Below are 25,339 nucleotides of genomic sequence, written 5' to 3' on the forward strand. Positions count from 1 at the left end.
GATGGTTGTTTGCAACTGCCGGAAAAAACAGGCTCGGGCCTGTTCGATCCGGTAGGCGTAGTCTAGAGATCAATGGCCTGCCGCATGTACTGAATAGATAACGCATCGCGAATTGCGCCAGACGATGAAACGATCACGCCTGAGAGCTGAGATACGCGCATGGCAGCGTTAGCGCGCCGAGGCGCTCGCCGGGTGAGCGCGCGACGGCTGCGAAGCCGCTCCCGCTCTCCTCGCGACAACGTGCACCGAACGCAGGCGACGCCATCGCACAGCACAGGTGTTCCGCCCGATCGATAACGCCGCACCGGGCGCGATGAAGGGGCGTCCGGTCGCGCTCGGGCGGAGCGGATCGCATCTATTTCCACCAGCTCCACAGCCCCGATCTCTGCTCCGGACGGTGATACATCTCCAGGGTGTTGCCTGTATCTTCATCGACGTACGGCGCTGCCTCGTCGACCAGCTTGTTGATGTCATATTCGACACCGCCGAAATCGCCTTCGTCCAGACTCTGGGCCTGCCCGTTGCGCGTCACGGTGTCGTCGAGGTCGATGCCAAGCACGTATTCGCGGCCGTCCTCCTTCACTGTCTTGAGCAGCACGACGGTGTGCATCCCCGAGTAATTGGAGTCGGGCCGCGCGATGTTACGGGCGCTGAGGACGACTGGCCCTTTATCGAGTTCGGCGCGCAACTGCTGTGCGGTGAGCCGTCCAGTGGAAACGGGGATAAGGCGCCCATCGGGCACGTCGGCCGCATGCTTTGCCACGCTGCCGTGATCGAGGAAGCAGGTATGAGGATTCTGAGGCTTCAGCATCTTCGACTGAACCAGTTTGGCGACGCGCGGATCGCTCATGAAACGCTTCAGCGAAACCAGCCGCGACAACGGGCTGCCGCCTTTCAGGCCGACGTCGGGGTTGATCATCCACGTGCGGCTGGCCGGATCGTATTTCACCGGATAGGCGTAGCGGCCCGGCGAGTCCGGATGAACCACGCGCCACGTATCGTTGGCGGCATCGTAGTCGACCGCGTAATGTTGATCGCCGTTCTTGATGTAGTGGCGGAACTGATCGTCCGTGTAAACGCCCGGGGCATTTTCATCCGGTTTCAGACTGGTTGCGTCGACCTGCACCCGATAGCCTTCGGGCACGGGCAGCGACTCGCCCTTGATGCGCGCTTTCGCGGCGAGTAGCGCCGGGTCGTACGTCGGCCCTTCCGGAACCTGTAGGTAACGGGGTTGCACCGTGCCTGCCACCTCTTCGGTCGTGCCGCCCACGGCCCCTTCGCCTGTCGTCCTTGCCGTGCCTGTCGACAAGCGCACCAGTGTGGAGCCCCCATTGCCGTCTTCTTCAGCTTCCCTGGCGACGTCCGAAACAAAGGAGGCAATCCGCGTCTCAACGAAACCGGCCGGATCGAGGAAGCCCAATATGCCGGATGCGAACTCGATCCCCATACGGGCCTCAGGCGAGAGAACCGAAGCTTCGTCGAGAACGGCCGTGAGCGGAGCCAGCGGCGTCATGCCAAGCACGAAGCGGATGAATCCCTCCGCAACCTGTAGATACGGCCGTACTTTCCGGTTGCTCGCCTCGAGCTCCGCTTTGGTCGTGTCCTTGAGGACCCCTGTATATCGGTCGGCAAGATCGCGTATGTAGTCGGGGCCGGCAGGCGGGGGATCATTCAGAATGCCCGTGTAATTTGGCGCGCCACCGACGCCGGCTTCGTTGAGTGGTATGCCGGCCTGGACTGCCCATTTGTCGAGCATGCTGCGCAAATCTACGTCGTCGCGCATCCGCTGAGTGAAGGCAAGGATGCGGCGGTCCGCGACGTCATCCTCGCCCATGCCGGCGTTCAGCGAAAAGAGCTTGTCGCCGATCGATTTGTAGCGCGCCAGCGGATCGGTGATCTGGCCTGCCTCCTCGATAATCTGGCTGACGTACCGGTTTGCATCCTCCCACTTTTTTTTATCCTCGGCGACGTACTTGTCGATGCCGATCATCGCTGTCTGCTGCAACACGGATTTCAGCGATACCGCATCCCTGAAGATTTTTTCCCTTGATGCTGCATCCGGTGCGTCGAGGAACTTCTGGCGCATCTCCTTGAGCTGTGCGAGCCGTTGCTTGTCGTCAGCGTTCAGATAGCCCGCGCCGAGGGGCTCGTTGAACACAGAAAGCACGCGTTCCAGCGGATCGTTGATCGCATTGTTGTATTCGTTCCGAATGTCATCCTGAAGCGACAGCAGCTTCGCCTTGATCAGGTTTTTCGCATCCGCTGATGTGGCATTCCGGTATACGGCGTCGAGCGTGGCAAGCGCGCCTGCGTAGAACTCGCGGGCAGTGGGCGACAACGCGGCGAGCAGCGCCTGCGAGTCCCATACGCGACTCTCGAAGTCCTGCACGTCGGGCGGATAGCCGGCCATATCCATCTCGCACACCTTCTGCAGTTTATCCGCTATGCCCGCATCGTTGGACACCCCAAGCGGCATTCCTTGACGACCTTGCGCCGTCGAATCGAATACGTAGCTCAAGTGCAGAAGTTCGTCTGAAGTTGCACCTGCCAACGGCTCACGAGCCGAACTGCCGATGGGCGTCTTCGGGGGCGTGGGTACTTTTTGGGGCGTCGTGGGTTGCACGTCACCGCCCGGGTTATCCGTTTTCTTACTTTCGGGATGCAGATAGTCGCCGCCGTAGCGGCCCGAATTGTCTGGAGTCGGTTGGTCCTGTCCATCGTGGTCGATCTTGTAGACCGGGTAAGTCGGGCCGATTGTGGATACGCTCATGATTGCTCCAAGGATGTTGTGGACACACATGGGCCCGGCACCAGGAAAGCGCCGGACCACAGCTCATTAAAGCTCGTCTGTCCAGGCTCTATGTGTTACAGGAGGCAGTACAGGAGCCTTTCGAGAATGCGGCGGTACTTGCCATGGCCGTCGCGCCGGTCCGCGCGCACGTTGCTCCGTCCGGCACCGGTTGCGACCGGGATATCGAAGGCCGCGTGGCTTTGCCGGAGGCAAAAAGCGGTTCGGTCAGTGCCCACAGTTCATCATCAATGGCTGGTTTTTCATCGACAAACAATAGTCTTTCATATTCATTTAGAATGCCGAACGAAGGCGCCAGGAAGAGCGTTTAGCAAGACGATGTCCATATTCACAATGAGGCAGGAGATTTAATGGAGAACAGCAATCTATGACTAATCTTAATAGTCCTATCGAAATTCAAGAAAATGAAACCCGGCGTCGTGTAATGGCTATTGTCGGCGCGTCATCGGGCAACCTCGTCGAATGGTTCGACTTCTACGTCTACTCGTTCTGCGCGCTGTACTTTGCGCCCGCGTTCTTTCCGAGCGGCAACACGACGACGCAGCTGCTGAACACGGCGGGCGTGTTCGCGGCGGGCTTCCTGATGCGTCCGATCGGCGGCTGGTTCTTCGGGCGTCTCGCCGATAAACGCGGCCGGCGTTTCTCGATGATGGTGTCGGTGTTCATGATGTGCGGCGGCTCGCTCGTGATCGCCGTCTTGCCCACCTATGCGCAGATCGGCGCGCTTGCACCCGCGCTGCTACTGGTTGCCCGTCTGTTCCAGGGACTGTCCGTGGGCGGCGAGTACGGCACGAGCGCCACGTATATGAGTGAAGTCGCACTCAAGGGACGCCGCGGCTTTTTTGCGTCGTTCCAGTACGTGACGCTGATCGGCGGCCAGCTGTTCGCGTTGCTGGTGCTCGTGATCCTGCAACAGCTGCTGACGACGGAAGAGCTGAAGGCATGGGGCTGGCGGATTCCGTTCGTGGTCGGCGCGATCTCGGCGCTCGTCGCGCTGTACCTGCGCCGCTCGCTCGACGAAACGACGACGGCCGAGATGCGTCAGCGCAAGGAAGCCGGCACGCTGCACGGGATGTGGCAGCACAAGGGCGCGTTCTTTACGGTGCTCGGCTTCACGGCGGGCGGCTCGCTGGTCTTCTACACGTTCACGACGTACATGCAGAAGTACCTGGTCAACACGGCGGGCATGCATGCGAAGACGGCGAGCTACGTGATGACGGCTGCGCTCTTCGTGTTCATGGTTCTGCAGCCCGCCTTCGGCGCATTGTCCGACCGTATCGGCCGCCGCAATTCGATGCTGCTGTTCGGCTTCTTCGCGACGATCGGTACGGTGCCGCTGCTGCATGCGCTGAAGGACGTGACGAGTCCCGTCATGGCGTTCGTGCTGGTCGTAATCGCGCTCGCCATCGTCAGCTTCTACACGTCGATCAGCGGCCTGATCAAGGCCGAGATGTTCCCGCCCGAAGTGCGCGCGTTGGGCGTGGGTCTGTCATATGCGGTCGCGAACGCGATCTTCGGTGGCTCGGCGGAATATGTTGCGCTGTGGCTCAAGCAGGCGGGCAGTGAACCGATGTTCTACTGGTACGTGACCGTTCTATGCGCGATTGCGGGTCTCGTATCGTTCCGCATGCGCGATCCATCGAAAGAAGGTTACTTGCGCAACGAGTATTGAGTGTCGTACTCGGACCGGCGGATGATCGGGCGCCTCAGCGCTCACAAGAAACACGTACGCTGAGGCTGACATCCACCGATACACCGCCTGAATGGATACGCTCAGATTGCTGGCCAGGGCTTGGGGCGGCACGCCGCTGGCCAGCAGCTTCCTCGCCGACGCAATCTTGCTGTCGGCGCATCTTGCGCTTGCGTCCGACCTGTCTGGCGTATTCCAGCCTTCTCGCCCCGCATGAGATGCTCGACGACAGCCAGCCTTCTCAAAGTACTTGAATTCCGGAGAACGTTACATAGGGCGCTACAAAATGTAAGTTCATGGGTGCCGGTGTGCGCGACCAAATGAGAATGAATTGCCGCTCATATGTGCCTCGGCGGCTTGATGAGACAGTGGAGGCACGTTTCCGCAGGAGTTCTCATGAAAGTCAATGCCCAAAGCAACCCTTCGTGGGTCGATCAGCCTCAACCCGAAGAACCGGACAATGCCCCGGACACACACACTCAAGTTGCTGGGAGGAAGGAGGCTCCGGCGAGGCATGCAGCGCGAGAATCGCCGCACACCGGCACCTTGCCGGTGCCTGCCCGGAAGAAATCGGATGCACCGACAGGTAAAGCGGCTGTAACTGAGGCCAAGTCCGATCCGCTCGATAAGGAAATCGAGACGGTAGCAACGGACGCGGTCGTGGCCGAGGATATGACGGAAGCACTCGACGAGTACAACGCAGCGTTGCAGTCGATCGTAGACGATATCCAAAACAACAGGGACATTACCGACGATGTGATCAAGCTTGCGGGCGCGGCTAATCGCATGATGGAGATATATACCGCCGACAGCCCTTCGCCGGAACAGAAGGAGAAAATCGGTCGGGTAAAACGCGCTATCGAGAATGCCGCCCCCGGAGATTCGCTCGATTCGATCGGGAAAAAGTCCAATGTCAACCTGTCGCGGGTTGCGCATCACTCAGCCGCGGACAATGAAATCAAGTATGGAAAGCTGGCGAGCACCTATCCACGCGCGGTAATCTTCGATTGGGCGCGGTTCCACAATTCGAATCTGCTGAAGGGCACGTGGCTGGGGCGACTGCTGCAACGTCCGGACTGGGCAGGGCTCAGTCAGCTAGGCCCCTACACGCGGCCAGGTCTCTTGCTGGCGACGCGCGGCGCGGCGCGGCGGCAGGAAGTTACATCACAAAAGGGATCTATTCGATTCTCAGTGGGTTGGACAAGTTGAGCAGGGGTGACAAGGACGCGTGGAAAGATTTCGCCACGGCGGCTACGAGTTTGGGTCAAGGGGTTAACGAGTTGACCTTGGGCGTTGGCGCCGACTTGGGCAATCATCTCGCCAAGGTGTATGCGGATAAACAAAAAGCTAAATCCGTTCCGGTACAGGGACCGACACAGCCTTCGCCCAAGCCAGGTCCCAGCAGCGCGCCCACGCCAGGACCCAGCCGCGCACCTACGCCAGGACCCAGCGGCGCGCCCACGACGGGGTCCGGTGATGAATTTGACAGTCTGGGCTCCAACGATCCGCTTGTTGAGCAGATTGACACCAGGGAGAAGGCTGAGACTGAGTCTATCGACGCGCAAGTGTCCGAGGAGCAGCAACGCCTGCGTGACAGGGTGCTGTCGAAACTTGAAGCTTCGCACCCGGACGTTCAGCAACTCGTCCTGCAGGATGTAACGCGCGAGATTGCGCCCGAGTACTTTGAATTGCAGGGAATAGGGGAGAGTCTCCACCAACGTGCGGCCGATATCGCGAAAGATACGCATGAAAATATCATGAAGATCGACGCGAAGGCGCAAGAGAAAATCTCGCGACTCAAAGCGCTAGGTTTCGATAGCGTCCATGCGGCGAGAGTGTCGGGGAATGCGCAGGCGCTCGAACTTGTCCGCGAACTTGATCACTACGCCGAGCTGAAGCGATCCGCCTACGATCTGTTCAACCAGGTAATGGACGACAGCAAGGAAACGCTCCAGCAAGCGAAGACAGCGTTCGCAGAACTTCAGAGTCTGAAGGGCAGGGGAGTAGAGGGGTTGAAGGAATGGGCGGAAAAGTACGGAAAATGGTTTGCCGGGAAGCAAAGCACGTTCTTGAAGCAAACGGACGGTTGGCCGGAATGGATGAAAATATCCAAGCCGCTGCGTATGCAAATGGTACCGTCCGCAGTCAATACGGGTCTGGGTGCCGTATCGTTTGGGGTTGCGCTCGATACTTATTTGAAGAAGCAGCGTGCGGGAACGCTCACTGAACAGGACCGACTCGATTTCGCCGGTGCAGTCATCAATCTGATCAGCGGAATTAGCGGTTTCATTCCCGTCGTTGGACCGTTTGTATCGATCATACTTGCGACGGTTGGGGCGATTTGCAATGGTATGGCCGATCAACATGATGCACGAGCGGTCGAGACGAACGAGTACAACCTGAAAGAAACGATCCGGCAAGCGTATAACCGGAAACATCCGGATGCCGAAGTCGCGGAGCCTTACGACGCAGATCGACGGTAAGCCGGAAATCTACGACACCTGAAACAGAGCAGGGTGTGTCCCCGATCTTTCAGTGGACACACCCGACGAACGAAGACGGTCTGATTTTTCGCCCCTGCGCGTGGCCAATGCCGGTGCAATGTCGTGTCGAGGCCGCTGACATGCAGCGTTTGAACAAGGCCGGGCAGACCTGGTATGTCGGAAATCGTTGTCAAACGATTTCATGGAAAACACCAATCGCTCGCAAAGTTGTTTGACAACATCGCGGCGACAATGTAGCTTTCTGGCTTGTCAGCCACCCATCCGACCCACGAGATCCTATGAACGAGTCCCAGATCGTCGAGCGCGAATTCGCGTCGACCGTGATGGCAGTCCCGCCGCTCGCGCGCCGCGCCGATTTGTCGCTCGATGTCGGCGCCAACCAGACGCTGATCCGCCATATCGAAGCGGGTGGTGTGCGCACGCTGCTGTACGGCGGCAACGCGAACTTCTATCACGTGGCCGTCAGCGAATACCGCGAAGTGCTCGACATGCTGGCGGCGAGCGCCGCGCCCACGACGCGCGTGATTCCTGCCATCGGTCCGGACTTCGGCAAGATGCTCGACCAGGCGCGCATCCTGTCGCAGACGTCGTATCGCACCGCGATGGTGTTGCCGCTCTCCGGCTTCACGACGCCTGCGGGCGTCGAAGCGGGGCTCACACGCATCGTCGATACGGCGGGCATCCCGCTCACGCTCTACATCAAGAGCGAAGACTACGTGGACGTCGATACGCTCGCGCGCCTCATCGATCGCGGCACGCTGATCGCGGTGAAGTACGCGATCGTCCGCGACAATCCGGCCGACGATCCGTACCTGCGGCGCCTGCTGGAAAGCGTGAGCGCTTCGCGCGTGATCTCCGGCATGGGCGAGCGCCCTGCGCTCGTGCACATGCGCGACTTCGGCCTCGCTTCGTGGACGACGGGCTCGGGCTGCATCGCTTCGCACGCGGTGATGGCGCTGCTCGCCGCAGTCAAGGCCGGCCGCGACGTGGAAGCACAGGGCCTCTACGACGCGTTCATGCCGCTCGAAACGCTGCGCGACGAGATCTCGCTGATTCGCGTGCTGCACGATGCCGTCACGTTGTCGGGCATCGCGGACATGGGCTCGATTCTGCCTCTACTGAGCGGAGCGCCCGTCGAACAGCACGCAGCGATTGCGCAGGCCGCGCGCGAACTGCTCGCGTTCGAACGCGAGCTTGCCGGCAATGCGCGCGCGTGATTGATGAACGAATCGATTGCCCCGAATCGAATGACCACGGATGCGCCGCGCGACGATCGCGCGGCGCATCCGCATGACGTGCAGCCGCATCGCAGTGGAATACATCACAGCGGAACAGAAGCTTGATCTGGAGTGAAACGAACGTGAGCACCGACGGAAACGAACGGAAGAGAGCGAGGAAGACGCCAGAAGAACTGCGCAGCCATCGCTGGTATGGCGTGAACGATCTGCGCTCGTTCGGGCACCGCTCGCGCACCGCGCAGATGGGCTACAGCCGCGAGGAATATGCGGGCAAGCCCGTCATCGCGATCCTCAACACATGGAGCGAGATGAACCCGTGCCACACGCACTTCAAGCAGCGTGTGGAAGAAGTAAAGCGCGGCATCTGGCAGGCGGGGGGCTTTCCGATCGAGTTGCCGGTGCAGACGCTTTCCGAGCCGTTCCAGAAGCCCACGACGATGCTCTACCGCAACTTCCTCGCGATGGAAGCGGAAGAGACGTTGCGCTCGTATCCCGCCGATGGCGTCGTGCTGATGGGCGGCTGCGACAAGACCACGCCCGCGCTGCTGATGGGCGCGATCTCGATGAACCTGCCGACCATCTTCCTTCCCGCCGGTCCGATGCTGCGGGGCAACTGGAACGGCGCGACGCTCGGCTCCGGCTCGGACACATGGAAATACTGGGCCGATCTGCGCGCGGGCAAGATCACGGAAGAGGACTGGCAGGGCGTCGAAGGCGGCATCGCGCGCTCGCCGGGCCACTGCATGACGATGGGCACGGCATCGACGATGACGAGCGCCGCCGAAGCGCTCGGCTTCACGCTGCCGGGCTTCGCGTCGATTCCGGCGCCCGACTCGCGTCACGCGCAGATGGCCGCGAAGACGGGCATGCGCATCGTCGAGATGGTGTGGGAAGACCTGAAGCCATCGGACATCCTCACCACGCAATCGATCGACAACGCGGTCACGACCTGCCTCGCGCTGTCGGGCTCGACGAATGCGATCGTGCACATGATCGCGCTCGCGCGCCGCGCGGGCATCGAACTGACGCTCGACCGCTACGACAGCCTGTCGCGCCGCACGCCCGTGCTCGCGAACATCCGGCCGACGGGCGCGTATCTGATGGAGGACTTCTATTACGCGGGCGGCCTGCAGGCGATGCTCGCGGAACTGGGCGATCTGATCGACCGCTCGCAGAAGACGGTCAACGGGCGCACGCTCGGCGAGAACCTCGAAGGCGCGCAGATCTTCAACGACGACGTGATCCGCCGGCGCAGCAATCCGCTGATGCCGGACAACGGTCTCGCTGTTCTGCGCGGCAACATCGCGCCCGACGGCGCGGTGATCAAGCCGGGCGCAGCCGAGCCGCATCTGCTCGTGCACACGGGCCGCGCGGTCGTGTTCGAGGACTACAACGACATGGCCGCGCGCATCGATAGCGAAGACCTCGACATCGACGAAAGCTGCGTGATCGTGCTCCAGCATGCGGGCCCCGTGGGTGCGCCGGGCATGCCCGAGTGGGGCCAGTTGCCGATCCCGAAGAAGCTGCTCCAAAAGGGCGTGCGCGACATGCTGCGCATTTCCGATGCGCGCATGAGCGGCACGAGCTACGGCGCGTGCGTGCTGCACGTGGCGCCCGAATCGTTTATCGGCGGGCCGTTTGCGCTGGTGCGCGACGGCGATCTGATCGAGCTCGATGTGCCGCAGCGCAAGCTGAATGTGCTCGTGCCCGACGACGAACTCGCGCGGCGCAAGGCCGAATGGGTCGCGCCTGAGCCGCGCTTCTCGCGCGGCTACGGCGCGATGCATCAGGTCCACGTGCTGCAGGCCGACAAAGGCTGCGATTTCGATTTCCTGCAACGCGGCGGCGCGGGCACCACGTCCGGTGAGCCGGAGATTCACTAAGCGCGTAGGTCACGCGCAACGACGCGACACACCTGCCAGCCGTCTTTTGATCTTTTGAAGAATGGAAGCGAGCAACGAAGCAACCTCGCGGACGCGGCGCCATGCCGTGCATCGCGATCACACCACGCAACAACATCGAGACGAAGTGAAGGAGGAGATAAGGATGGAAAGGAAGCAATTTCCTGGCGTGAAGGCGGTACTGGTGATCGGCGCGTCGCTGGCCACGGCGGCGCCCGCGTTCGCGCAAAGCAGCGTGACGCTGTACGGCATCGTCGATAACGGCATCGGTTATCAGTCGAGCTCGACGACGCTCGGCTCGACGTCGGGCGGCCACTCGACGTTCAAGATGATCACGGGCGTGTGGGCAGGCAGCCGCTTCGGCCTGAAGGGCGCGGAAGATCTGGGCGGTGGCACGAAGGCGATCTTCACGCTGGAAGAGGGCTTCAGCGCGAACAGCGGCGCGATGTCGACGAGCAACCTGATGTTCAGCCGCCAGGCGTTCGTCGGCGTGACGAACGGCACGTACGGCACGCTGACGGCGGGCCGCCAGTATGCGTCGTACTACCAGCTGCTGTCGCTGTATAGCCCGACCACCTGGCTCACCGGTTTCTACGGCGCCCACCCCGGCGACGTGGATGGCCTCGACACGATCTATCGCGCGAACAACACGCTGCTGTACATGTCGCCGCAGCTGTATGGCTTCAAGTTCAGCGGCTCGTATTCGTTGGCCGGTGTGCCGGGCAGCGTGAACCAGGGCTCGACGTGGAGCGCGGCGGTCCAATACGCGCAGGGTCCTGTCGGTGTTGCCGTGGGCTTCTCACGCATCAACAACTCGACGGTGGGCGGCGGCGCATTCGGTGCCGATTCGACGACGTCGAATGCGGGCGCGCAGGCCGGCATCTCCGCTGTGACCAACGGCTATCAGACGGCGCAGGCGCAGCAGCGCTTCGCAGTCGGCGCGGGCTATACGTTCAACAGCCAGTTCGACATCACGGCGACGTACACGAACGTGCAGTACATTCCCGGCGCCGGCTCGGCGTTCCACAGCGAGGCGATCTGGAACACGGGCGGCATCGTGCTGCACTGGAAGCCGACGGCCGCATGGGACTTCGCGACGGGCTACAGCTACACGCGCGCGACGAAGGCCAACGGCATCACGAGCAGCGCGCAGTACCAGCAGTTCAATTTGTCCGAGTACTACTCGCTGTCGAAGCGCACGGGCCTGTATGCATTGCAGGCGTATCAGCGTGCAAACGGACAAACGCTCGGCACGAACGGCCGGTCGATCATCAACGCAACGGCGACACTCGGCGACGGCTTCAACTCGACGCCTTCGTCATCGCGCAGCATGGTCGGCGTGGGCGTGGGTATCGTGCATCGGTTCTGATGCCGACTGTTGTTCACGCATTGAAGCCAGCAAAAAGCGCCGCGATTGCGGCGCTTTTTTATTGATCGCAGTCGTTGTGCACACGGGTGCTCAGCGCTTCACGTTGCGTTTCTCGGGGGGCGTGTAGTCGATCGTGACAAATCCGCCGCCTTGAAAACGCTGCGCGACGGGATCGAGCGGATTCGGCTTTGCGAGAATCTCGGCGGCGTAGTCTTCCGAGTTCTGGCGCGGCTGGTAGCCGAGACGCGCGGCACCCGAATTGTCCCAGTAGCTGCGCGTATTGTTCGACACGCCCCAGACCACCGCGAAGCCGATATCCGGCACGTCGATGCAGCGGTCGATCAGATGCAGGAAGTCGTCATGTCCGAGCCACGTGCTCAGGTGCCTGAATTCGGTCGGCTTCTCGATGCAGCTGCCGATGCGGATGCACACGCTTTCGATGCCATGCTTGTCCCAGTACATGCGTGCAAGCGATTCGCCCCATGCCTTGCTGAGCCCGTAGAAACCGTCGGGCCGGAATGCGCAGTCGAGCGGCAGCTTGTCTTCGACGGGGTACATGCCGATCGCGTGATTTGAGCTCGCGAACACGATGCGCCGCACGCCGTGGCGGCGCGCGCCTTCGTACACTTCGACGAGCGCGCGCAGATTGTTCTCGATGATCTCGGCAAGCGGCCGCTCGACGCTCGTGCCAGCCAGATGGATCAGCACGTCGACGCCCTGCATCAGCCGGTCGACCACGGCAGGGTCGCGCAGATCACCGTGCATCACATCTTCGCCGTCGAACAGCGGATCGAGCGCGCGCGAACCCGCCGCCGAACGCAGATTCACGCCGCGCCTGTTCAACGCGACGCGCAGGAAGCGGCCCAACTGGCCGCCTGCGCCGCTCAACGCAATCTTTTTCGTCATGGTCCAAACCTTGTGGCAAAGGGGTTAGCAGGGGACTTCCGGGCAATGCGACAAGTTGTATTACAACACATCCGCGCCGCAATCGGCTCGAAGAAAAAGGCCGCGCAGAAACAGCTCGCAACGCCCGTCCCGCAAGGCCCCGTGGCCGATGACATGAACCGACATAATTCGTCGATAGCCTTCGCGCGGCCGCACACCCATACTGCGTTCCGCGTGCTGAGCTGCAGAACACAACGAAACCGGCGATTCACGCAACCGTGAAATCGCCGATGCCGCCACCAGCGAAGCAACCCGCCATCGGACGATCCCCGCAATTTTCTGACCGATGACAGGACTTCACATGTTTGCTTCTCTTCACTCCGTTCGTGGCAAGACTCTGCGCAGCGCTTCGGCTGCGCTCGCATTCAGCGCGATGCTGCTGAGCGGCTGCGCAGCAGCCAGCGTCACGAACACGGCCCAATACTCGACGCTCACGCAAGCGACTCCGCAGAACGTCTACGTGTACACGTTCGCGAGCAATCCGGATGCGGTGAAGCTCGACAACAGCGGCATCGTCCACAAGCTGACCACGAGCTTTTCCGGCTCGTCGCAAGCGTCGCAGCAGACCAGGGAAGCCGTCGCGGCCGGCGAGGAGCTGACGGACGAAGTGGTCGCGAAGCTGCGATCGATGGGCGTACACGCGATCCGTACCGACGCGCCGCCGCCCGCCAACGAGAACGTGCTGATCGTGCAAGGCAACGTCGCGTCGATCGACGCGGGCGATCATCGCCGTCGCATGCTGATCGGACTCGGCGCGGGCAAGAGCGAAGTGAAGGCGCATGTGCAGGTGATGTACAAGCCGGCGGGCGGCATGCCGCAGCTCGTGCAGACCTTCGACGCCGATGCGAACAGTGGCCATATGCCGGGCGTCGCGGAAACGGCGGGTGTCGGCGCGGCGGTGGGACACGTCGCGACATCGGCGGCAGTGGGCGGCGCGGTGCATGTCGGCTCGGAGCACAAGAGCGACACCGTCACGAGTGATGCGAAGAAGCTCGCCGATTCGGTGGCGAAGCAGGTCGCGCAGATCGGTGTCGCGGAAGGATGGATGTCGAGCGATACCGTGAAGTAAATCTCGGGAAGTAAGCGCGACACGTTGCGAAAAACAAATGGCGATGCCGTGCGGGCATCGCCATTTTTCGTTGGAGGGCATGACGCCTGTACGCAGCCGCGCAATCAGCCTTCGCGGAACAGGAAGCTATAAGCGCTCAACGCGGGCACGCCGCCCAGATGCGCATACAGCACCTTCGAGCCCTCGGGAAATTCGCCGAGCCGCACCTTGTCGATCATTCCGTGCATCGACTTGCCTTCGTACACGGGATCGGTCATCACGCCTTCGAGCCGTGCGCACAGACGAATCGCCTCCAGCGTGCCCTCGTTCGGCAAGCCGTATTCGGGACCGCCATAGCGCGTATCGAGCACGACATCCTGCGTGGTGATGTCGCGGCCCAGATCGACCAGTTCCCCAGTGCGCTTCGCGATACGCGTGATCTGCTCGCGCGTCTGCTCGGGCTTCGCGGACGCATCGATGCCGATCACGCGATCCGCGCGCCCATCGGCCGCGAAGCCGACGATCATCCCCGCCTGCGTGCTGCCCGTCACCGAGCACACGACGATGTAGTCGAACCTGAAACCAAGCTCAGCTTCCTGCTGGCGGACTTCCTCCGCGAACCCGACGAAACCGAGGCCGCCGAGCGGATGTTCCGAGCAGCCGGCGGGAATCGCATACGGCTTGCCGCCCGCGGCGCGCACGCTGTCGAGCGCCTCTTCCCAGCTCTTGCGAATGCCGATGTCGAAGCCGTCGGGCACGAGCCGCACGTCGGCGCCCATGATGCGCGACATCTGGATATTGCCGACGCGGTCATACACGGCGTCGTAGTAGTTGACCCAGTTCTCCTGCACGAGCACGCACTTCATGCCGAGATGCGCGGCGACGGCGGCGACCTGACGCGTCTGGTTCGACTGGATGCCGCCGATCGACACGAGCGTATCGCAGCCTTGCGCGAGCGCATCGGGGATCAGGTATTCGAGCTTGCGCGTCTTGTTGCCGCCGAACGCAAGGCCGCTGTTGCAGTCCTCGCGTTTCGCGTAAAGCTCGACCTTGCCGCCGAGATGCTGCGAGAGCCGCTTGAGCGGCTGGATCGGCGTCGGCCCGAAGGTCAGGGGATAGCGGGGGAAGCGTTGCAGGTTCATGGTCGAGGTCCGTTGGTCTGGGAAGGGCACGCATCAGCGCCCGATGTTCGCGCGCAAACGAAGCGGCAAACGATGCCGCGCGCTGACAGACATGATAGAAAAGACCCGGCGAAATGAGCTTGCGAAATAAAACGGCTGGAGATACTTTTGGAACGCCACAACCGACATCAACATTCTTTTGTTTTTCACCAACACATATGTGCGCAACAAAATTACGAAGATCGAGTACAGGCACGAGTCGAACCGAACAGACGCCGCTTTCGCAGCTCGATCGCATCGACCGCGCGATCCTCAAGCAGCTGCAGCAGGACGCATCGATTTCGAACGTCGCGCTCGCGGCGAAGGTGAAGCTGAGCGCGCCCGCCTGCTTGCGGCGCGTCGAAAGGCTCAAGGAGATGGGGCTGATCCGCGCGACGGTCGCGCTGCTCGATCCGAAAGCGGTCGGCGCGGGGATGCTGGTGGTAATCGGCGTCGTGCTCGATCGCTCGACGCCCGAGACGTTCGCTGCGTTCGAAAAGGCCGCGCAAAAGGTGTCGGGCTGCATGGAATGCCACGTCGTCACGGGCGAGTTCGACTATTTCATGCTGGTGCGAACGCGCGATAGCGAGAGCTTCAACCGTCTGCATGCGGAGCAATTGCTGTACCTGCCCGGCGTGCGGCAAATCCGCAGCTTCATGGTGCTCAAGGAAATCCTCTCCAGCACCAGATTTCCGCTGTGATACGCACAAAGCGCTGTGGCGTCAGGGTTTGAACGGCATGCCCACGACGGGCGCGCGCTTATACAATAGCCGCGCGGACCGGGCAAGATAAGGCAAGGCCAGGCCGGGTTCGGCCAGAAGGGACGATCGGACATTGGGCGATGAGCGACGACAGCAAACTCGCCGGCAATGCTGCCGGAACCGATGCGGAACGACACACCCCGCACGCGACGCAGTGCGACGCGGCGAGCGGCATGGATGCGCGCGCCACGAATCTCAGCACCGAATGGCTGCGCCTGTGGGCCGAGTCCACCACCGACTACGCGATCTTTGCACTCTCGCCGGATGGCACGATCATCAGCTGGAACCGCGGCGGCGAGACCATTCAGGGCTACAAGGCGGACGAGATTATCGGCCAGCATGTGCGCGTGCTGTACACCGAAGAAGACCGTCGCGCCGGCCTGCCGGAGACGGGGCTGCGGCACGCGCGGGACGAGGGCCGCCATGAATTCGACGGCTGGCGCGTGCGCAAGGACGGCAGCCTTTTCTGGGCGAACGTCATCATGACGGCGCTGTATTCGCCCGACGGCGAGCTGCTCGGCTATGGCCGCGTCGTGCGCGATATCAGCGACAAGAAGAACGCGTACGATGCCGCGATGGAAAGCGACCGGCGCTTTCGCCTGCTCGTGCAGGGCGTGAACGACTACGCGATCTTCATGCTGTCGCCGGAAGGCTGCGTGACGAACTGGAACCCGGGCGCGCGGCGCATCAAGGGCTATACCGACGAGCAGATCATCGGCTCGCATTTCTCGTGCTTCTACACGCCGGAAGATGCCGCCGCGGGCGTGCCGCAACGCGGACTCGCGACGGCCGCGCGCGAAGGGCGCTTCGAGGCGGAAGGCTGGCGCGTGCGGCGCGACGGCAGCCGCTTCTGGGCGCACGTCGTGATCGATGCAATCCGCGACGATCACGGCGCGCTGATCGGCTTCGCGAAGATCACGCGCGACGTCACCGAGCGCCGCCAGGCAGCCGAACTGCTCGACCAGACGCGCCACGCGCTGTTTCAGTCGCAGAAGATGGAAGCGCTCGGCCAGCTGACGGGCGGCGTCGCGCACGACTTCAACAACGTGCTGCAAGTGCTGCGCGGCAATCTCGAACTGCTCGGCGCACGACAGGACGATGCGTGGAGCAGGGCACGCATCGGCCGCGCGATCGAGGCCGTCGAGCGCGGATCGAAGCTCGCGTCGCAACTGCTTGCATTCGGGCGCCGCCAGGCGCTGCTGCCCGTCGTCGCGAATCTGCGCGACATGCTGCGCGGCATGGAAGACCTGTTGCGCCGCGCGCTCGGCGAACGCGTGCACGTGAAGATCCACGACACGCCTGCGGACGGCGAACTGTGGAACGTGCTCGTCGATACGCATCAGCTCGAAAACGTCGTGCTCAATCTGGCGATCAACTCGCGCGACGCGATGCCGGCGGGCGGCGTGCTGACGCTCGAACTGTCGAATGCCGTGCTCGACAGGAAGCCCACGACGGCCTCGCAGATCGGGCCCGGCGACTACGTGAAGCTGACTGTCGCCGATACGGGCACGGGCATGAGCGCCGAAGTCGTCGAGCGCGCGTTCGATCCGTTCTACACGACGAAGCCCGAGGGCCAGGGCACGGGCCTCGGACTAAGCATGGCATACGGTTTCGTGCTGCAAAGCGGCGGACATATCGAACTGTCGAGCACGCCGGACGTGGGCACGACGGTGACGATCTATCTGCCGCGCTCGCTCGAAGCGGCTGTCACGCTGCCCGTCGAGCCAGCCGGGACGGAGCCGGAGACGGGCTTGCGCGGGCACGAAACGGTGCTCGTCGTCGAGGACGACCGGCGCGTGCAGCTGACCGTGGTCGACATGCTGTCGCAGCTCGGCTATAGCGTGCTGACGGCCAACGATGCGTCGGAAGCGCTGACCGTATTGCGCAGCGGCGCGAAAGTCGACTTGCTGTTCAGCGACATCGTGATGCCCGGGCCGCTGTTGAGCCCCGAGATGGCACGCCAGGCACTGCTGATGCGGCCCGCGTTGAAGGTGCTGTTCACGTCGGGCCATACGCGCGACACGACGGGGCTCGACACGCAGATCCGTCACGGCGCCGATCTGCTGCGAAAGCCGTACAGCCGTTTGCAACTGGCGCGCAAGCTGCGCGACATGCTGGACGGCCCACTGCTCGCGACGCGTGCCGACGAGCCGGCTACGACGCGCGTGCTGAGCATACTCGTGGTGGAAGACGAGCCGGATGCGCGCGAAGCGCTGTGCGAGCTGCTCGGCATGCTGGGCCACCGATACGAAGCGGCGGGCGACGCGGAAGAGGCGCTGGCGTGGCTGCAACGTCAGCCGTTCGATGTGCTGTTCACCGATCTCACGTTGCCCGGCATGTCGGGTCTCGATCTCGCGCGCAAGGCGATCGGCATGAAGTCGGCGCAGAGAGTCGTATTTGCTTCGGGTGCCGAAGCGCCGTTGCGCGACGCATCGCTGACGTTCGCATGGATCGCGTTGCGCAAGCCGTATTCGTTCGATCAACTGAAGCACGCGCTCGATTCGCACGATTCGCACGACTAGTGCGCGGTGTTCATCACGTGGCATTCGACGGCTTCGGCGTCTTGCCGTCGTGCTCTTCGTTCTTGCCGCTTTCGCGCGCTGCTTCCCGATGCGCAACGGTTCCCGCCTCGCGCAACGCCGCGACGATCGCCGCGTACGTGCGATGACGCGTCGCTTCGTCCGGCGCGCGCAACGCAAACGACGGGTGATACGTCGGCACGACATGCCGGCCGCCGTGCTCGAGCACCTTGCCGACTACTGCCTGAAGCCGCGCGTCGCGGTCATCGAGGATCGCCTTCAACGCGGTCGCGCCGAGCGCAACGATCACACGCGGCCCGACTGAGTTCAGCTCGCGCTCCAGCCAGTAGTGACATGCATCGATCTCGCGCTGCGCGGGTGTCTTGTGCATCCTGCGCTTGCCGCGCGGCTCCCACTTGAAATGCTTGACGGCATTGGTCACGTAGACATCGTGGCGGGCCACGCCCGCTTCTTCGAGCGCATCGTCGAGCAACTGGCCGGCGGGGCCGACGAACGGCTTGCCCTGCTGGTCTTCCTTGTCGCCCGGCTGCTCGCCGACGAGCATGATCGGCGCGCGCTTCGGCCCGACGCCGCCGACGGCTTGCGTCGCTTTCGACCACAATGCGCAACGCCGGCAATCGTCGAGGCGCTCGGGTTGCTGATCGGGCTCGACGTCCGCATCGTCGCGCGCGGCGCGTTTCGACGGAGCCGTTTCATCGGATGGCGGAGTGGTTTTGCGGGTGCTCATGACGTCGTTCGAAGGTGTGCGCGCTGCACGTATGGTCGATGCGAGCAATAGACGTTCCTTTGCGGGGGCACGTTTCGATTCTCATTGCGACACTGAGCCGATCAAGGCAGCGGAATGCTTTTTGCGGCACGACAGAGCGAGGCAGCACCCGAATCATGCCCCACTCTGGAGGCCAATATGAGCACACTGAATCCCGACGATGAAGGACGTCCCGTGGTGCGGCAGACGGGGCACGACAACGCATCGCTTGGTCCGAGCGATTCTTCCGATAGCGGCAGCGACATGACGGGCGCGAAGCGTCATGACTTCGACAGGGAAGACGAGCTCGACAATCACGCGCTCGAAACAGGCGAAGCCGAACTGTCGAGCGATTCGGACCGCGCAGGCACGGGCGAACGCGCATCCGCCGATGGCGATTCGACGCTCGAACAGAACGAAGACATCGATGTCGATCGAGTGATCGGCGCGACGGGAGAAGAAGAACCGGAAGAAGGCATCAAGGATGTGCTGGCCGAAGGCTCCATCGAAGACGCGCAGACCGATGACGAACAAGACGAGCCAAAGACGTGATGCATGACGATGCGCAGGGCAAGGCAGCGCACGCGGGCGCATGCCTTGCTCAATTCAATGCGTAGCGGGACGGCAGACAACAGCCGTCCTTGATCGAACGACGTCTGGAAGAAGGGAGGCATCATGTCGCTCATCGTTGCCGCACGATTCACCACTTTTCCTGCAGCCGAAGCCGCGGCAGAACGGCTCTTTGGAGCCGGTTTCGTCGAAGAGGACGTGTCGCTGTTTTTCGTCAATCCGCGCGGGCAGCACGACGAAACGAACGCAGCGCGCGGTATTGATGCCGCGCGCTGCGTTCTTTCATTGGGCTTTCGCCGCGATCGTCGCCCTTGTTCAGGGTGTTCAGAGTGTTCAGAGTGTTCAGAGTGGTTCAGGGCAAGCGCGACGCGTTATGAGTCAATGAGCCCGATTGTTCACGCGTTTAGCGATGCAATGCCGGGCGGCTCATCTCCTCGTCCGCTCGCGCGATCAGCGGCCTTCGTCCTCGTCTTCTTCATCATCCAGGTCGTCCTCGAGTTCGTCTTCGTCTTCGAGCAGGATCCGGCCCATACCGACGCCCACATCCTTGTCCGCGTAAGGTTGGCGCGGGGCGTTTTCGTCCGGGGCGTAATTCTTTCTGACCATTGGCAGCTCCATGAAGAAAGTTGAACGGACCGGCAGAGGGAGCAGGCAGCGCGCCTGCATCCTTCAGCTGGCTGGCTATACATGATGCTCTCGTGCGATCCGCGCGACCAGTGGTAAGTGATCCGATGCAACACGCGCGAGCATGCTGCGATGCACATGTACGTCGAGTAGGCGGCTTGCAGGATGCATCCAGATACGATCGAGCGCGAACACGGGGAAGCGCGACGGAAACGTGCGCGGCGCGGGCGCGGCGCGAAAATGCATGACGAGCATGCGCAGCGTTTGGCCCCAGACGAACCACTCGTTGATGTCGCCCATCAGGATCACAGGCATGCGCGGCGTGTCGAACGCGGCGATCAGCGCGCGGATCTGCGCGCGGCGCTCGCGCGCCGACAGGCCCAGGTGCGTCGCGACGACACGCAGCGCGCCCGCCGCACCGCTCGCGCGTTCTGTTTCGACATCGACATCGAGCGCGCCGCGCGCTTCGCGCCTGCCGAACGACAGATCGAGCGCGCGTGTCGCGCGAATGGGGAGGCGGCTCAGCATCGCGTTGCCATAGCGGCGCTCGGGCCTATCGAGCGTCGGACCCGCGATGGCCTCCATACCCGTCGTTTCGCGCAAGATCGGCAGCGAATTCGGCGCGAAGCTGCCGCCCAGCGGGACTTCCTGCAATGCAACGACGTCCGCGTCGAGTTCGCCGATCACGGCAGCGATCCGCTCGGCCGAACGCACGCCGTCCGTGCCGATCGCGCCGTGGATGTTGTACGTGGCAAGACGCAGCGCCTGCGCGTCGACATGGGGCGCTGCGTCGGGCACTTCGGCGTGTGGGGTCAGTTGCGTGTCGTTCATGTGCGGCGCGCGAAGAGACGTTGCAAAGCAATCGACAGCCCGATCAGCGCCGCGCCGATCAACGCGACGAGGCCGAGCCCGGCCGCGGTCGGATGCCGGACGGCGGCGACCAGTTGATGCGCGAAGGTCGTCGCGAGCACGATGCCGGGCGCCATGCCGAGCGCCGTGCCAGCGAGAAAATCGCGCAGCCCGATATGCGACGCGCCCGCCGCGAGATTGATCACGGTGAACGGCGCGATGGGAACGACGCGCAGCACGATCACCGCGATCAGCCCTCTTTTGCCGAGCTTTTCGCTGATGCGGTTGAGGCGGCTGCCTGCGAGCCGTCGCACCGCGTCGTGACCGAGCGACGCGCCCGCGTAATACGTGATGAACGCCGAGATCATCGTGCCCGTGAACGCGTAGGCGCTGCCCGCGAGCGCGCCGAACACGAAGCCGCTCACGGCGATCAGCAGCGTGACGGGCACCGAAACACTCGCGGCGATCGCATACACCGCAACGATCGCGAGCGGCCCGAGACGCGACGCATGCAATTGCTGCGCGCCGTGCACGAGCGCGGAAAAACTGATCGCGTCGCGAAGCGGCGTGAAGCGCCACAGCGCGGCGAGCACGACGACGATCAACGCCAGTGCGCCGAACGCGAGCAGCTTGCCCGTCAGTGGACGGCTGCGCTCTTCGGGCAGAAAGTGCTGCACGAGTTCATGCGGAGCGACGGGCGCTTCGGCATCGAGCACCGACACGCGGGCTGCCAGATCTTCGAGATCGCCGGACACGACGGGATCGAGCGGCATCAGCGTGCGCTTGCCGTGGCGCAGCGCGGCGATGGCCTCGTTGAGTCGCTGCCTGTCGAGCGCGCGTTGCACGTCGTCGGGCGACACGTCGAGATGCTCGGCAAGCAGGCGGTCGCGCACCGACGCGATGGCCGCTTGCACGCGCGGCTCTCCACGCGCATCGAGTGCGATGTTGCATTCGGTGTCGAGCACCATCGAGCGGTTGTTCAGGTTCGCGCTGCCGACGATCAGCAACTCGTCGTCGGCGATCATCAGCTTGCTGTGCACGTTGATGATCTGTCCGCCGATGCTGCCGATGGTCGGCGCGTACATCGCGTAACGTCCGTGGCCGTCGGCGCGCTTCAGCGATTCGTGCAGCTTCGCGCGCAGCACACCCATCGTCGCATCCTGAAGCCAGCCGCTTTGCCGCTCGGGCCCGACCACGGCGATATCGGGGCCGTCGCTATCGGCAAGACGCGCGGCGAGGCTCGCGCCGACACGGCTCGCGGTGAAGTACTGGTTCTCGATGTAGATGCTGTGCTTCGCGGCGTCGATCGCATCGAGATAGAGCTGCTGGATCTGCGCGACGACGGGCCTTCCTTCGTACGCGGGCTCGGTCAGCGAGATGCCGAGCTCGACGTTTTCGATATCGGGGACGACATCGGCGGGCCAGATGGCCGCGCGATCGTTCGCATCGTTCGCATCGTGTGCTTCATGCGCTTCGAGCGTCGGTGCGTGCGAGAGGTCGAGCGGCTTGCCCGTCGCGCGCTGCCACCGCTCGCGCACGAGCACGCCGAGGGCGCGCGCGGCATTGCCGTCGAACATCGCCTGCACGTCGTGCATCGGCTGATAGGGCGCATCGTCGGCGTTGCGGCGCAGCGGCGCGTCGGGGTCGTGCGCGGGCGTGTCCCAGCGCGAACGCGTGAGGTCGATGCCGCCCGCGAACGCGAGCGCGTCATCGATGACGACGATCTTCTGGTGATGTGACGCGCCAAGCGGATGGCGTCCGTCCTGGCGAAAGCGGATGCGCCGATGCGTGCGCCAGCCCATCTTGTACACGGGGAGCCATTCGCGTTCGAACGCGTAGAGCATCGCAAAGTCCCACGCGAGGATATGAATGCGCAAGTGGCGGTTCTTTTCCGCAAGTGCGCAGAGGAAGTCCGCGAGCCCTGCGGGCAGGTCGTCCTGCCGCTCGCCGGGGACGAGCTTCAGGCGGCTGTCGATATCCCATCCGACGATGTAGATCGAGTGAGTCGCGCGCATCATCGCGGCACGCAGCGTCGAGAAGTATTCGGCGGCGTCGATCAGGATGCGGAAGTGGCCGGCATTTTCCCGCTGCTGGCAGTTGCGCGTGGGGCGGAGCAGCGAGTGTGCGCCGTGTCGAGAGGACAGTCGTGGTGTGACGTTGAGGGCTTGATTCATCGGTGCGCTGTGCGTTCTGTTGAAACCCTCGCTTCGTATTGCGGGTCATGAACCGTCATCGGGTCAAGCAAATCCCATTCCTCCGTCACGCTGCACTGCGACGGCGTACACGACGACGCATATGCCGGGAACACCGCTTGCCGCAATACACAATGCACGTAGCAGCAACCAGCAAAAGGAGGTCGCAAGTGAATCAGAAGTCGACACAGAACCAACCCGCGAATCCCCGTCAACCGAATCGCGATGGCGGTCAGCAACAGCAAAATCAGAAGCCACCTCCACATCAGGGCGGGCAGCGTCAACCGTGACGCCATAGCGTGCGAACAGCGGCGCCATGGGCAGCACCGCGCCGCATGCAATGCTTTCAGCCGAGCATGTAGATCTTCCAGAAGCAGCGCCAGCAGCAGAAGGAGTACCCACATGGACCACGCTCAAAAGCCGAAACGGGACGATCAGTCGAAGACAGGTACGACGACCGAGCCCGGCGAGCCGACGGAAACGATGAAGTCCACGACGCCGCAGCGTTCGAATCCTCATCCGAGGCAGACGGCCGAGGTGCCGCTCGGCACGGGCGATCGCCCGGAACCGCCGGGCGGCGGCGGACGTCCTTCGCATCGCAGAGCGTCGACGAACAGGCGCGACGAGTAGCGCTTCACTACATCGCTTCACCTTCATCTATCGCACTGCGCTTCGCATCATGATGCGCGGCGCAATGCGGGCGCGTGAATCTCACGCGGCCCTCACTCCGACTCTGCAAGCCTGATCGCGTCCGCGATGTCCAACGGCTTGCGCATCGCTTCGCCCAGCGCGCCGATCTGCCGGTCGCGATTGCAGCCCAATGCGGCGACCAGTCTTCCTTTTTCGGCGAGCAACGCTATGAATTCGAGCGTATCGGGCGTTCCCGTGAAGATTGTCTCGTCCCAATGCCGTGCATGGCCGAGATAGTTGAAGTTCTTGCCGAAGTGATAGGTCCAGAAGAACGGCACGAGCGGTTCGCCTGGGGGCAGATCCAGCATTGCGCGCGCGGCGAGGCGGGCATGCTGTTGCGCGACGCGCCAGTGTTCGATTCGCACGCGTTCGCCGCCGAGCGCCTGCAATTCGAAGCGCGCGACGTCGCCTGCCGCGTAGAGACCGTCCGCCACGCGCATCGACGCATCGGCATTGAGGCTTCCATCGTCGTTGCGCGTCACGCCTTCGATGAAACCCGTCGCGGGCGTGACGCCCATGCCGACGACGATGAAATCGCACGACAGGGTGTCGTGGTTATCGAGCGTCACGCGCAAGACTCCGTCGTCGGCGTCGCTACGCTCGACGGCCTGCGCGCGGCGTCCCATCCGGAAGCGCACGCCATGCGCGTCGTGCAGCCGCATGAAAAGCCTGCCGAGATTGGGACCGAACTGTTTCTCGAAGGGCACGTCTCCGGGTGAAACGATCGTCACGCGCAGCTTGCGTTCGCGCAGCGCCGACGCCACTTCGAGTCCGATGAAGCTCGCGCCCAATACGACGGCATGCTCGCTTTGCGCAGCCGTTTCGACGAGCCTTCGCGCATCGTCGCGATTGCGCAGCAGACGGATGCGCTGCGCTACGCCTTCGTTATCGATGCCTTGCAACGACGGACGCTTCGGCACGCCGCCCGTTGCGACGAGTGCCGCGTCGTAGCGAATCGACGGCGCGCTGCCGATATCGATGCGCCGCGCGCTTGCATCGAGTGCCGTGACGCCGGCCTGAATGACGTCGATCGAATGCGTCGCGAAGAAATCGTTGGGCAGGAGGGACGGAATGTCGTCGGGCGGCATCTCGCCGGACGGCACGAATTTGCTCAGCACCGTGCGGTCATAGGGCGTGCGCGGCTCGCGGTCGATCAGCACGATGCGTCCCTCGAAGCCGAATTCGCGCAGCGCGGCACACGCAGCGGCGCCCGCCGCGCCCGCGCCGACGATCGCGAATGTGCGTTTGTCGGCAGACACGGATGCAGAGGCAGTGGCCGCGTGCTCATTGGACTGAGGCTCCGGCGTGCTGCTCACGAGCACGTCGTCGTGTGCGAGATGCACGGGATAGCGCGTCAGCGGCAGCAGCGCAGGCGGCTCGATGATCGCGCCGCTCGCGATGTCGAAGGTCGCCTTGTGCCACGGACACACCAGCCGGCCATCGCACAGCGCGCCCTCTTCGAGCGGCGCGCCCGCGTGCGGACATTCCGCGCCGTATGCATGGACGGCTTTGCCTGAACGGATCAGCAGAATCGGGGTGCCATTTGCATCGACTCGCTTCATGCCGTTAGCGAGATCGGAGAGCCGCGCCACCTTCTGCATGTCGCTGGTATGAGTCATCGTTTTCCTCGTTCGAATCCGCGGCGCAGCGGTGCGATGCGTCGATCCACTTGCTTTACGCAAGCGCCATGCCGTACAAGATTCG

Annotated in this window: 21 protein-coding genes; 13 read left to right on the plus strand and 8 right to left on the minus strand. The window is 63.0% G+C overall.

All coding sequences use genetic code 11. The annotated features are described in order from the left end of the window. Positions 1-355: 355 nt before the first annotated feature. On the minus strand, positions 356-2,770 hold the full coding sequence (locus tag GCT13_RS07280) for a hypothetical protein (RefSeq protein ID WP_152756423.1): 2,415 nt from the start codon (positions 2,768-2,770) through the stop codon (positions 356-358). A gap of 406 nt (positions 2,771-3,176) precedes the next feature. Here GCT13_RS07280 and GCT13_RS07285 point away from each other — a divergent pair, with 406 nt between their 5' ends. The 7 genes from GCT13_RS07285 (at position 3,177) to GCT13_RS07310 (ending at position 11,511) form a co-directional block, all read left to right on the plus strand. Beyond that, on the plus strand, positions 3,177-4,481 hold the full coding sequence (locus tag GCT13_RS07285; RefSeq protein ID WP_152756425.1) for an MFS family transporter: 1,305 nt from the start codon (positions 3,177-3,179) through the stop codon (positions 4,479-4,481). A 91-nt stretch (positions 4,482-4,572) separates the two neighbouring features. Next, positions 4,573-4,716: a hypothetical protein gene (locus GCT13_RS48190; RefSeq protein WP_193727595.1), complete on the plus strand. Its 144-nt coding sequence runs from the start codon at positions 4,573-4,575 to the stop codon at positions 4,714-4,716. A 179-nt stretch (positions 4,717-4,895) separates the two neighbouring features. Beyond that, positions 4,896-5,708: a hypothetical protein gene (locus GCT13_RS07290; protein ID WP_152756427.1), complete on the plus strand. Its 813-nt coding sequence runs from the start codon at positions 4,896-4,898 to the stop codon at positions 5,706-5,708. Between the two features lie 95 nt (positions 5,709-5,803). After that, entirely contained in the window at positions 5,804-6,982 is a 1,179-nt protein-coding gene (locus GCT13_RS07295) for a PT domain-containing protein (protein ID WP_152756429.1), read from the plus strand. Between the two features lie 299 nt (positions 6,983-7,281). Next, positions 7,282-8,220 (plus strand): dihydrodipicolinate synthase family protein, encoded by a 939-nt coding sequence (locus tag GCT13_RS07300; RefSeq protein WP_152756431.1) that lies wholly within the window; start codon positions 7,282-7,284, stop codon positions 8,218-8,220. Between the two features lie 143 nt (positions 8,221-8,363). Then, positions 8,364-10,124, plus strand: coding sequence for an L-arabinonate dehydratase (gene araD / locus GCT13_RS07305; protein WP_321574225.1), 1,761 nt, complete (start codon positions 8,364-8,366; stop codon positions 10,122-10,124). A 163-nt stretch (positions 10,125-10,287) separates the two neighbouring features. Beyond that, positions 10,288-11,511 carry a porin gene (locus GCT13_RS07310; protein WP_152756436.1) on the plus strand — a complete coding sequence of 408 codons (1,224 nt, stop codon included), beginning with the start codon at positions 10,288-10,290 and terminating at the stop codon, positions 11,509-11,511. 90 nt (positions 11,512-11,601) lie between these two features. Here GCT13_RS07310 and GCT13_RS07315 read toward each other — a convergent pair whose 3' ends face one another. Then, positions 11,602-12,417 (minus strand): NAD-dependent epimerase/dehydratase family protein, encoded by an 816-nt coding sequence (locus GCT13_RS07315; protein WP_152756438.1) that lies wholly within the window; start codon positions 12,415-12,417, stop codon positions 11,602-11,604. A gap of 340 nt (positions 12,418-12,757) precedes the next feature. On the opposite strand from GCT13_RS07315, the gene GCT13_RS07320 reads away from it, so the two are divergent. Further along, the gene (locus tag GCT13_RS07320) at positions 12,758-13,525 is read left to right on the plus strand and encodes a DUF4410 domain-containing protein (protein WP_152756441.1); all 768 of its coding nucleotides are present in this window, start codon (positions 12,758-12,760) and stop codon (positions 13,523-13,525) included. 104 nt (positions 13,526-13,629) lie between these two features. On the opposite strand, the gene GCT13_RS07325 is transcribed toward GCT13_RS07320, so the two are convergent. Beyond that, positions 13,630-14,646, minus strand: coding sequence for a 1-aminocyclopropane-1-carboxylate deaminase (locus GCT13_RS07325; protein ID WP_152756443.1), 1,017 nt, complete (start codon positions 14,644-14,646; stop codon positions 13,630-13,632). 197 nt (positions 14,647-14,843) lie between these two features. Here GCT13_RS07325 and GCT13_RS07330 point away from each other — a divergent pair, with 197 nt between their 5' ends. Beyond that, positions 14,844-15,365 carry an Lrp/AsnC family transcriptional regulator gene (locus GCT13_RS07330; protein WP_152756445.1) on the plus strand — a complete coding sequence of 174 codons (522 nt, stop codon included), beginning with the start codon at positions 14,844-14,846 and terminating at the stop codon, positions 15,363-15,365. A 140-nt stretch (positions 15,366-15,505) separates the two neighbouring features. Continuing rightward, complete coding sequence (locus tag GCT13_RS07335) at positions 15,506-17,947, plus strand: hybrid sensor histidine kinase/response regulator (protein WP_152756447.1); 2,442 nt, start codon at positions 15,506-15,508, stop codon at positions 17,945-17,947. A 13-nt stretch (positions 17,948-17,960) separates the two neighbouring features. Here the strand turns inward: GCT13_RS07335 and GCT13_RS07340 are convergent, their stop codons facing one another. Next, entirely contained in the window at positions 17,961-18,725 is a 765-nt protein-coding gene (locus GCT13_RS07340) for a UdgX family uracil-DNA binding protein (protein ID WP_321574246.1), read from the minus strand. A 144-nt stretch (positions 18,726-18,869) separates the two neighbouring features. On the opposite strand from GCT13_RS07340, the gene GCT13_RS07345 reads away from it, so the two are divergent. Both GCT13_RS07345 and GCT13_RS07350 read left to right on the plus strand, forming a co-directional pair. After that, positions 18,870-19,262: a chemotaxis protein gene (locus GCT13_RS07345; RefSeq protein ID WP_227746745.1), complete on the plus strand. Its 393-nt coding sequence runs from the start codon at positions 18,870-18,872 to the stop codon at positions 19,260-19,262. A gap of 123 nt (positions 19,263-19,385) precedes the next feature. Then, positions 19,386-19,910, plus strand: a complete 525-nt coding sequence (locus GCT13_RS07350; RefSeq protein WP_152756451.1) for a hypothetical protein — start codon at positions 19,386-19,388, stop codon at positions 19,908-19,910. 51 nt (positions 19,911-19,961) lie between these two features. On the opposite strand, the gene GCT13_RS07355 is transcribed toward GCT13_RS07350, so the two are convergent. The 3 genes from GCT13_RS07355 to GCT13_RS48195 all read right to left on the minus strand — a co-directional run bounded on the left by GCT13_RS07355 (position 19,962) and on the right by GCT13_RS48195 (position 23,263). Beyond that, positions 19,962-20,735: an endonuclease/exonuclease/phosphatase family protein gene (locus GCT13_RS07355; protein ID WP_152756453.1), complete on the minus strand. Its 774-nt coding sequence runs from the start codon at positions 20,733-20,735 to the stop codon at positions 19,962-19,964. Continuing rightward, complete coding sequence (locus GCT13_RS07360) at positions 20,732-22,927, minus strand: VTT domain-containing protein (RefSeq protein ID WP_152756455.1); 2,196 nt, start codon at positions 22,925-22,927, stop codon at positions 20,732-20,734. Before GCT13_RS07360 ends, GCT13_RS07355 begins: the two co-directional genes overlap by 4 nt. A gap of 63 nt (positions 22,928-22,990) precedes the next feature. Next, positions 22,991-23,263 carry a hypothetical protein gene (locus GCT13_RS48195; protein WP_193727596.1) on the minus strand — a complete coding sequence of 91 codons (273 nt, stop codon included), beginning with the start codon at positions 23,261-23,263 and terminating at the stop codon, positions 22,991-22,993. An 84-nt stretch (positions 23,264-23,347) separates the two neighbouring features. Here GCT13_RS48195 and GCT13_RS07365 point away from each other — a divergent pair, with 84 nt between their 5' ends. Then, entirely contained in the window at positions 23,348-23,575 is a 228-nt protein-coding gene (locus GCT13_RS07365; RefSeq protein ID WP_152756458.1) for a hypothetical protein, read from the plus strand. Between the two features lie 92 nt (positions 23,576-23,667). Here GCT13_RS07365 and GCT13_RS07370 read toward each other — a convergent pair whose 3' ends face one another. Continuing rightward, a complete protein-coding gene (locus GCT13_RS07370) occupies positions 23,668-25,254 on the minus strand; it encodes an FAD-dependent oxidoreductase (protein WP_152756460.1) in 1,587 nt (528 codons plus the stop codon). Positions 25,255-25,339 lie beyond the last annotated feature (85 nt).

This window comes from Paraburkholderia franconis (assembly GCF_009362735.1).
GTDB lineage: Bacteria > Pseudomonadota > Gammaproteobacteria > Burkholderiales > Burkholderiaceae > Paraburkholderia > Paraburkholderia franconis.

Bases quoted from the DNA above. Each gene is read 5' to 3' on its own strand.
- GCT13_RS07280 (WP_152756423.1), bottom strand. From the start codon at position 2,770: ATGAGCGTATCCACAATCGGCCCGACTTACCCGGTCTACAAGATCGAC.
- GCT13_RS07285 (WP_152756425.1), top strand. From the start codon at position 3,177: ATGACTAATCTTAATAGTCCTATCGAAATTCAAGAAAATGAAACCCGG.
- GCT13_RS48190 (WP_193727595.1), top strand. From the start codon at position 4,573: ATGGATACGCTCAGATTGCTGGCCAGGGCTTGGGGCGGCACGCCGCTG.
- GCT13_RS07290 (WP_152756427.1), top strand. From the start codon at position 4,896: ATGAAAGTCAATGCCCAAAGCAACCCTTCGTGGGTCGATCAGCCTCAA.
- GCT13_RS07300 (WP_152756431.1), top strand. From the start codon at position 7,282: ATGAACGAGTCCCAGATCGTCGAGCGCGAATTCGCGTCGACCGTGATG.
- GCT13_RS07310 (WP_152756436.1), top strand. From the start codon at position 10,288: ATGGAAAGGAAGCAATTTCCTGGCGTGAAGGCGGTACTGGTGATCGGC.
- GCT13_RS07315 (WP_152756438.1), bottom strand. From the start codon at position 12,417: ATGACGAAAAAGATTGCGTTGAGCGGCGCAGGCGGCCAGTTGGGCCGC.
- GCT13_RS07320 (WP_152756441.1), top strand. From the start codon at position 12,758: ATGTTTGCTTCTCTTCACTCCGTTCGTGGCAAGACTCTGCGCAGCGCT.
- GCT13_RS07325 (WP_152756443.1), bottom strand. From the start codon at position 14,646: ATGAACCTGCAACGCTTCCCCCGCTATCCCCTGACCTTCGGGCCGACG.
- GCT13_RS07330 (WP_152756445.1), top strand. From the start codon at position 14,844: ATGTGCGCAACAAAATTACGAAGATCGAGTACAGGCACGAGTCGAACC.
- GCT13_RS07335 (WP_152756447.1), top strand. From the start codon at position 15,506: ATGAGCGACGACAGCAAACTCGCCGGCAATGCTGCCGGAACCGATGCG.
- GCT13_RS07345 (WP_227746745.1), top strand. From the start codon at position 18,870: ATGAGCACACTGAATCCCGACGATGAAGGACGTCCCGTGGTGCGGCAG.
- GCT13_RS07350 (WP_152756451.1), top strand. From the start codon at position 19,386: ATGTCGCTCATCGTTGCCGCACGATTCACCACTTTTCCTGCAGCCGAA.
- GCT13_RS07355 (WP_152756453.1), bottom strand. From the start codon at position 20,735: ATGAACGACACGCAACTGACCCCACACGCCGAAGTGCCCGACGCAGCG.
- GCT13_RS07360 (WP_152756455.1), bottom strand. From the start codon at position 22,927: ATGAATCAAGCCCTCAACGTCACACCACGACTGTCCTCTCGACACGGC.
- GCT13_RS48195 (WP_193727596.1), bottom strand. From the start codon at position 23,263: ATGGCGCCGCTGTTCGCACGCTATGGCGTCACGGTTGACGCTGCCCGC.
- GCT13_RS07365 (WP_152756458.1), top strand. From the start codon at position 23,348: ATGGACCACGCTCAAAAGCCGAAACGGGACGATCAGTCGAAGACAGGT.
- GCT13_RS07370 (WP_152756460.1), bottom strand. From the start codon at position 25,254: ATGACTCATACCAGCGACATGCAGAAGGTGGCGCGGCTCTCCGATCTC.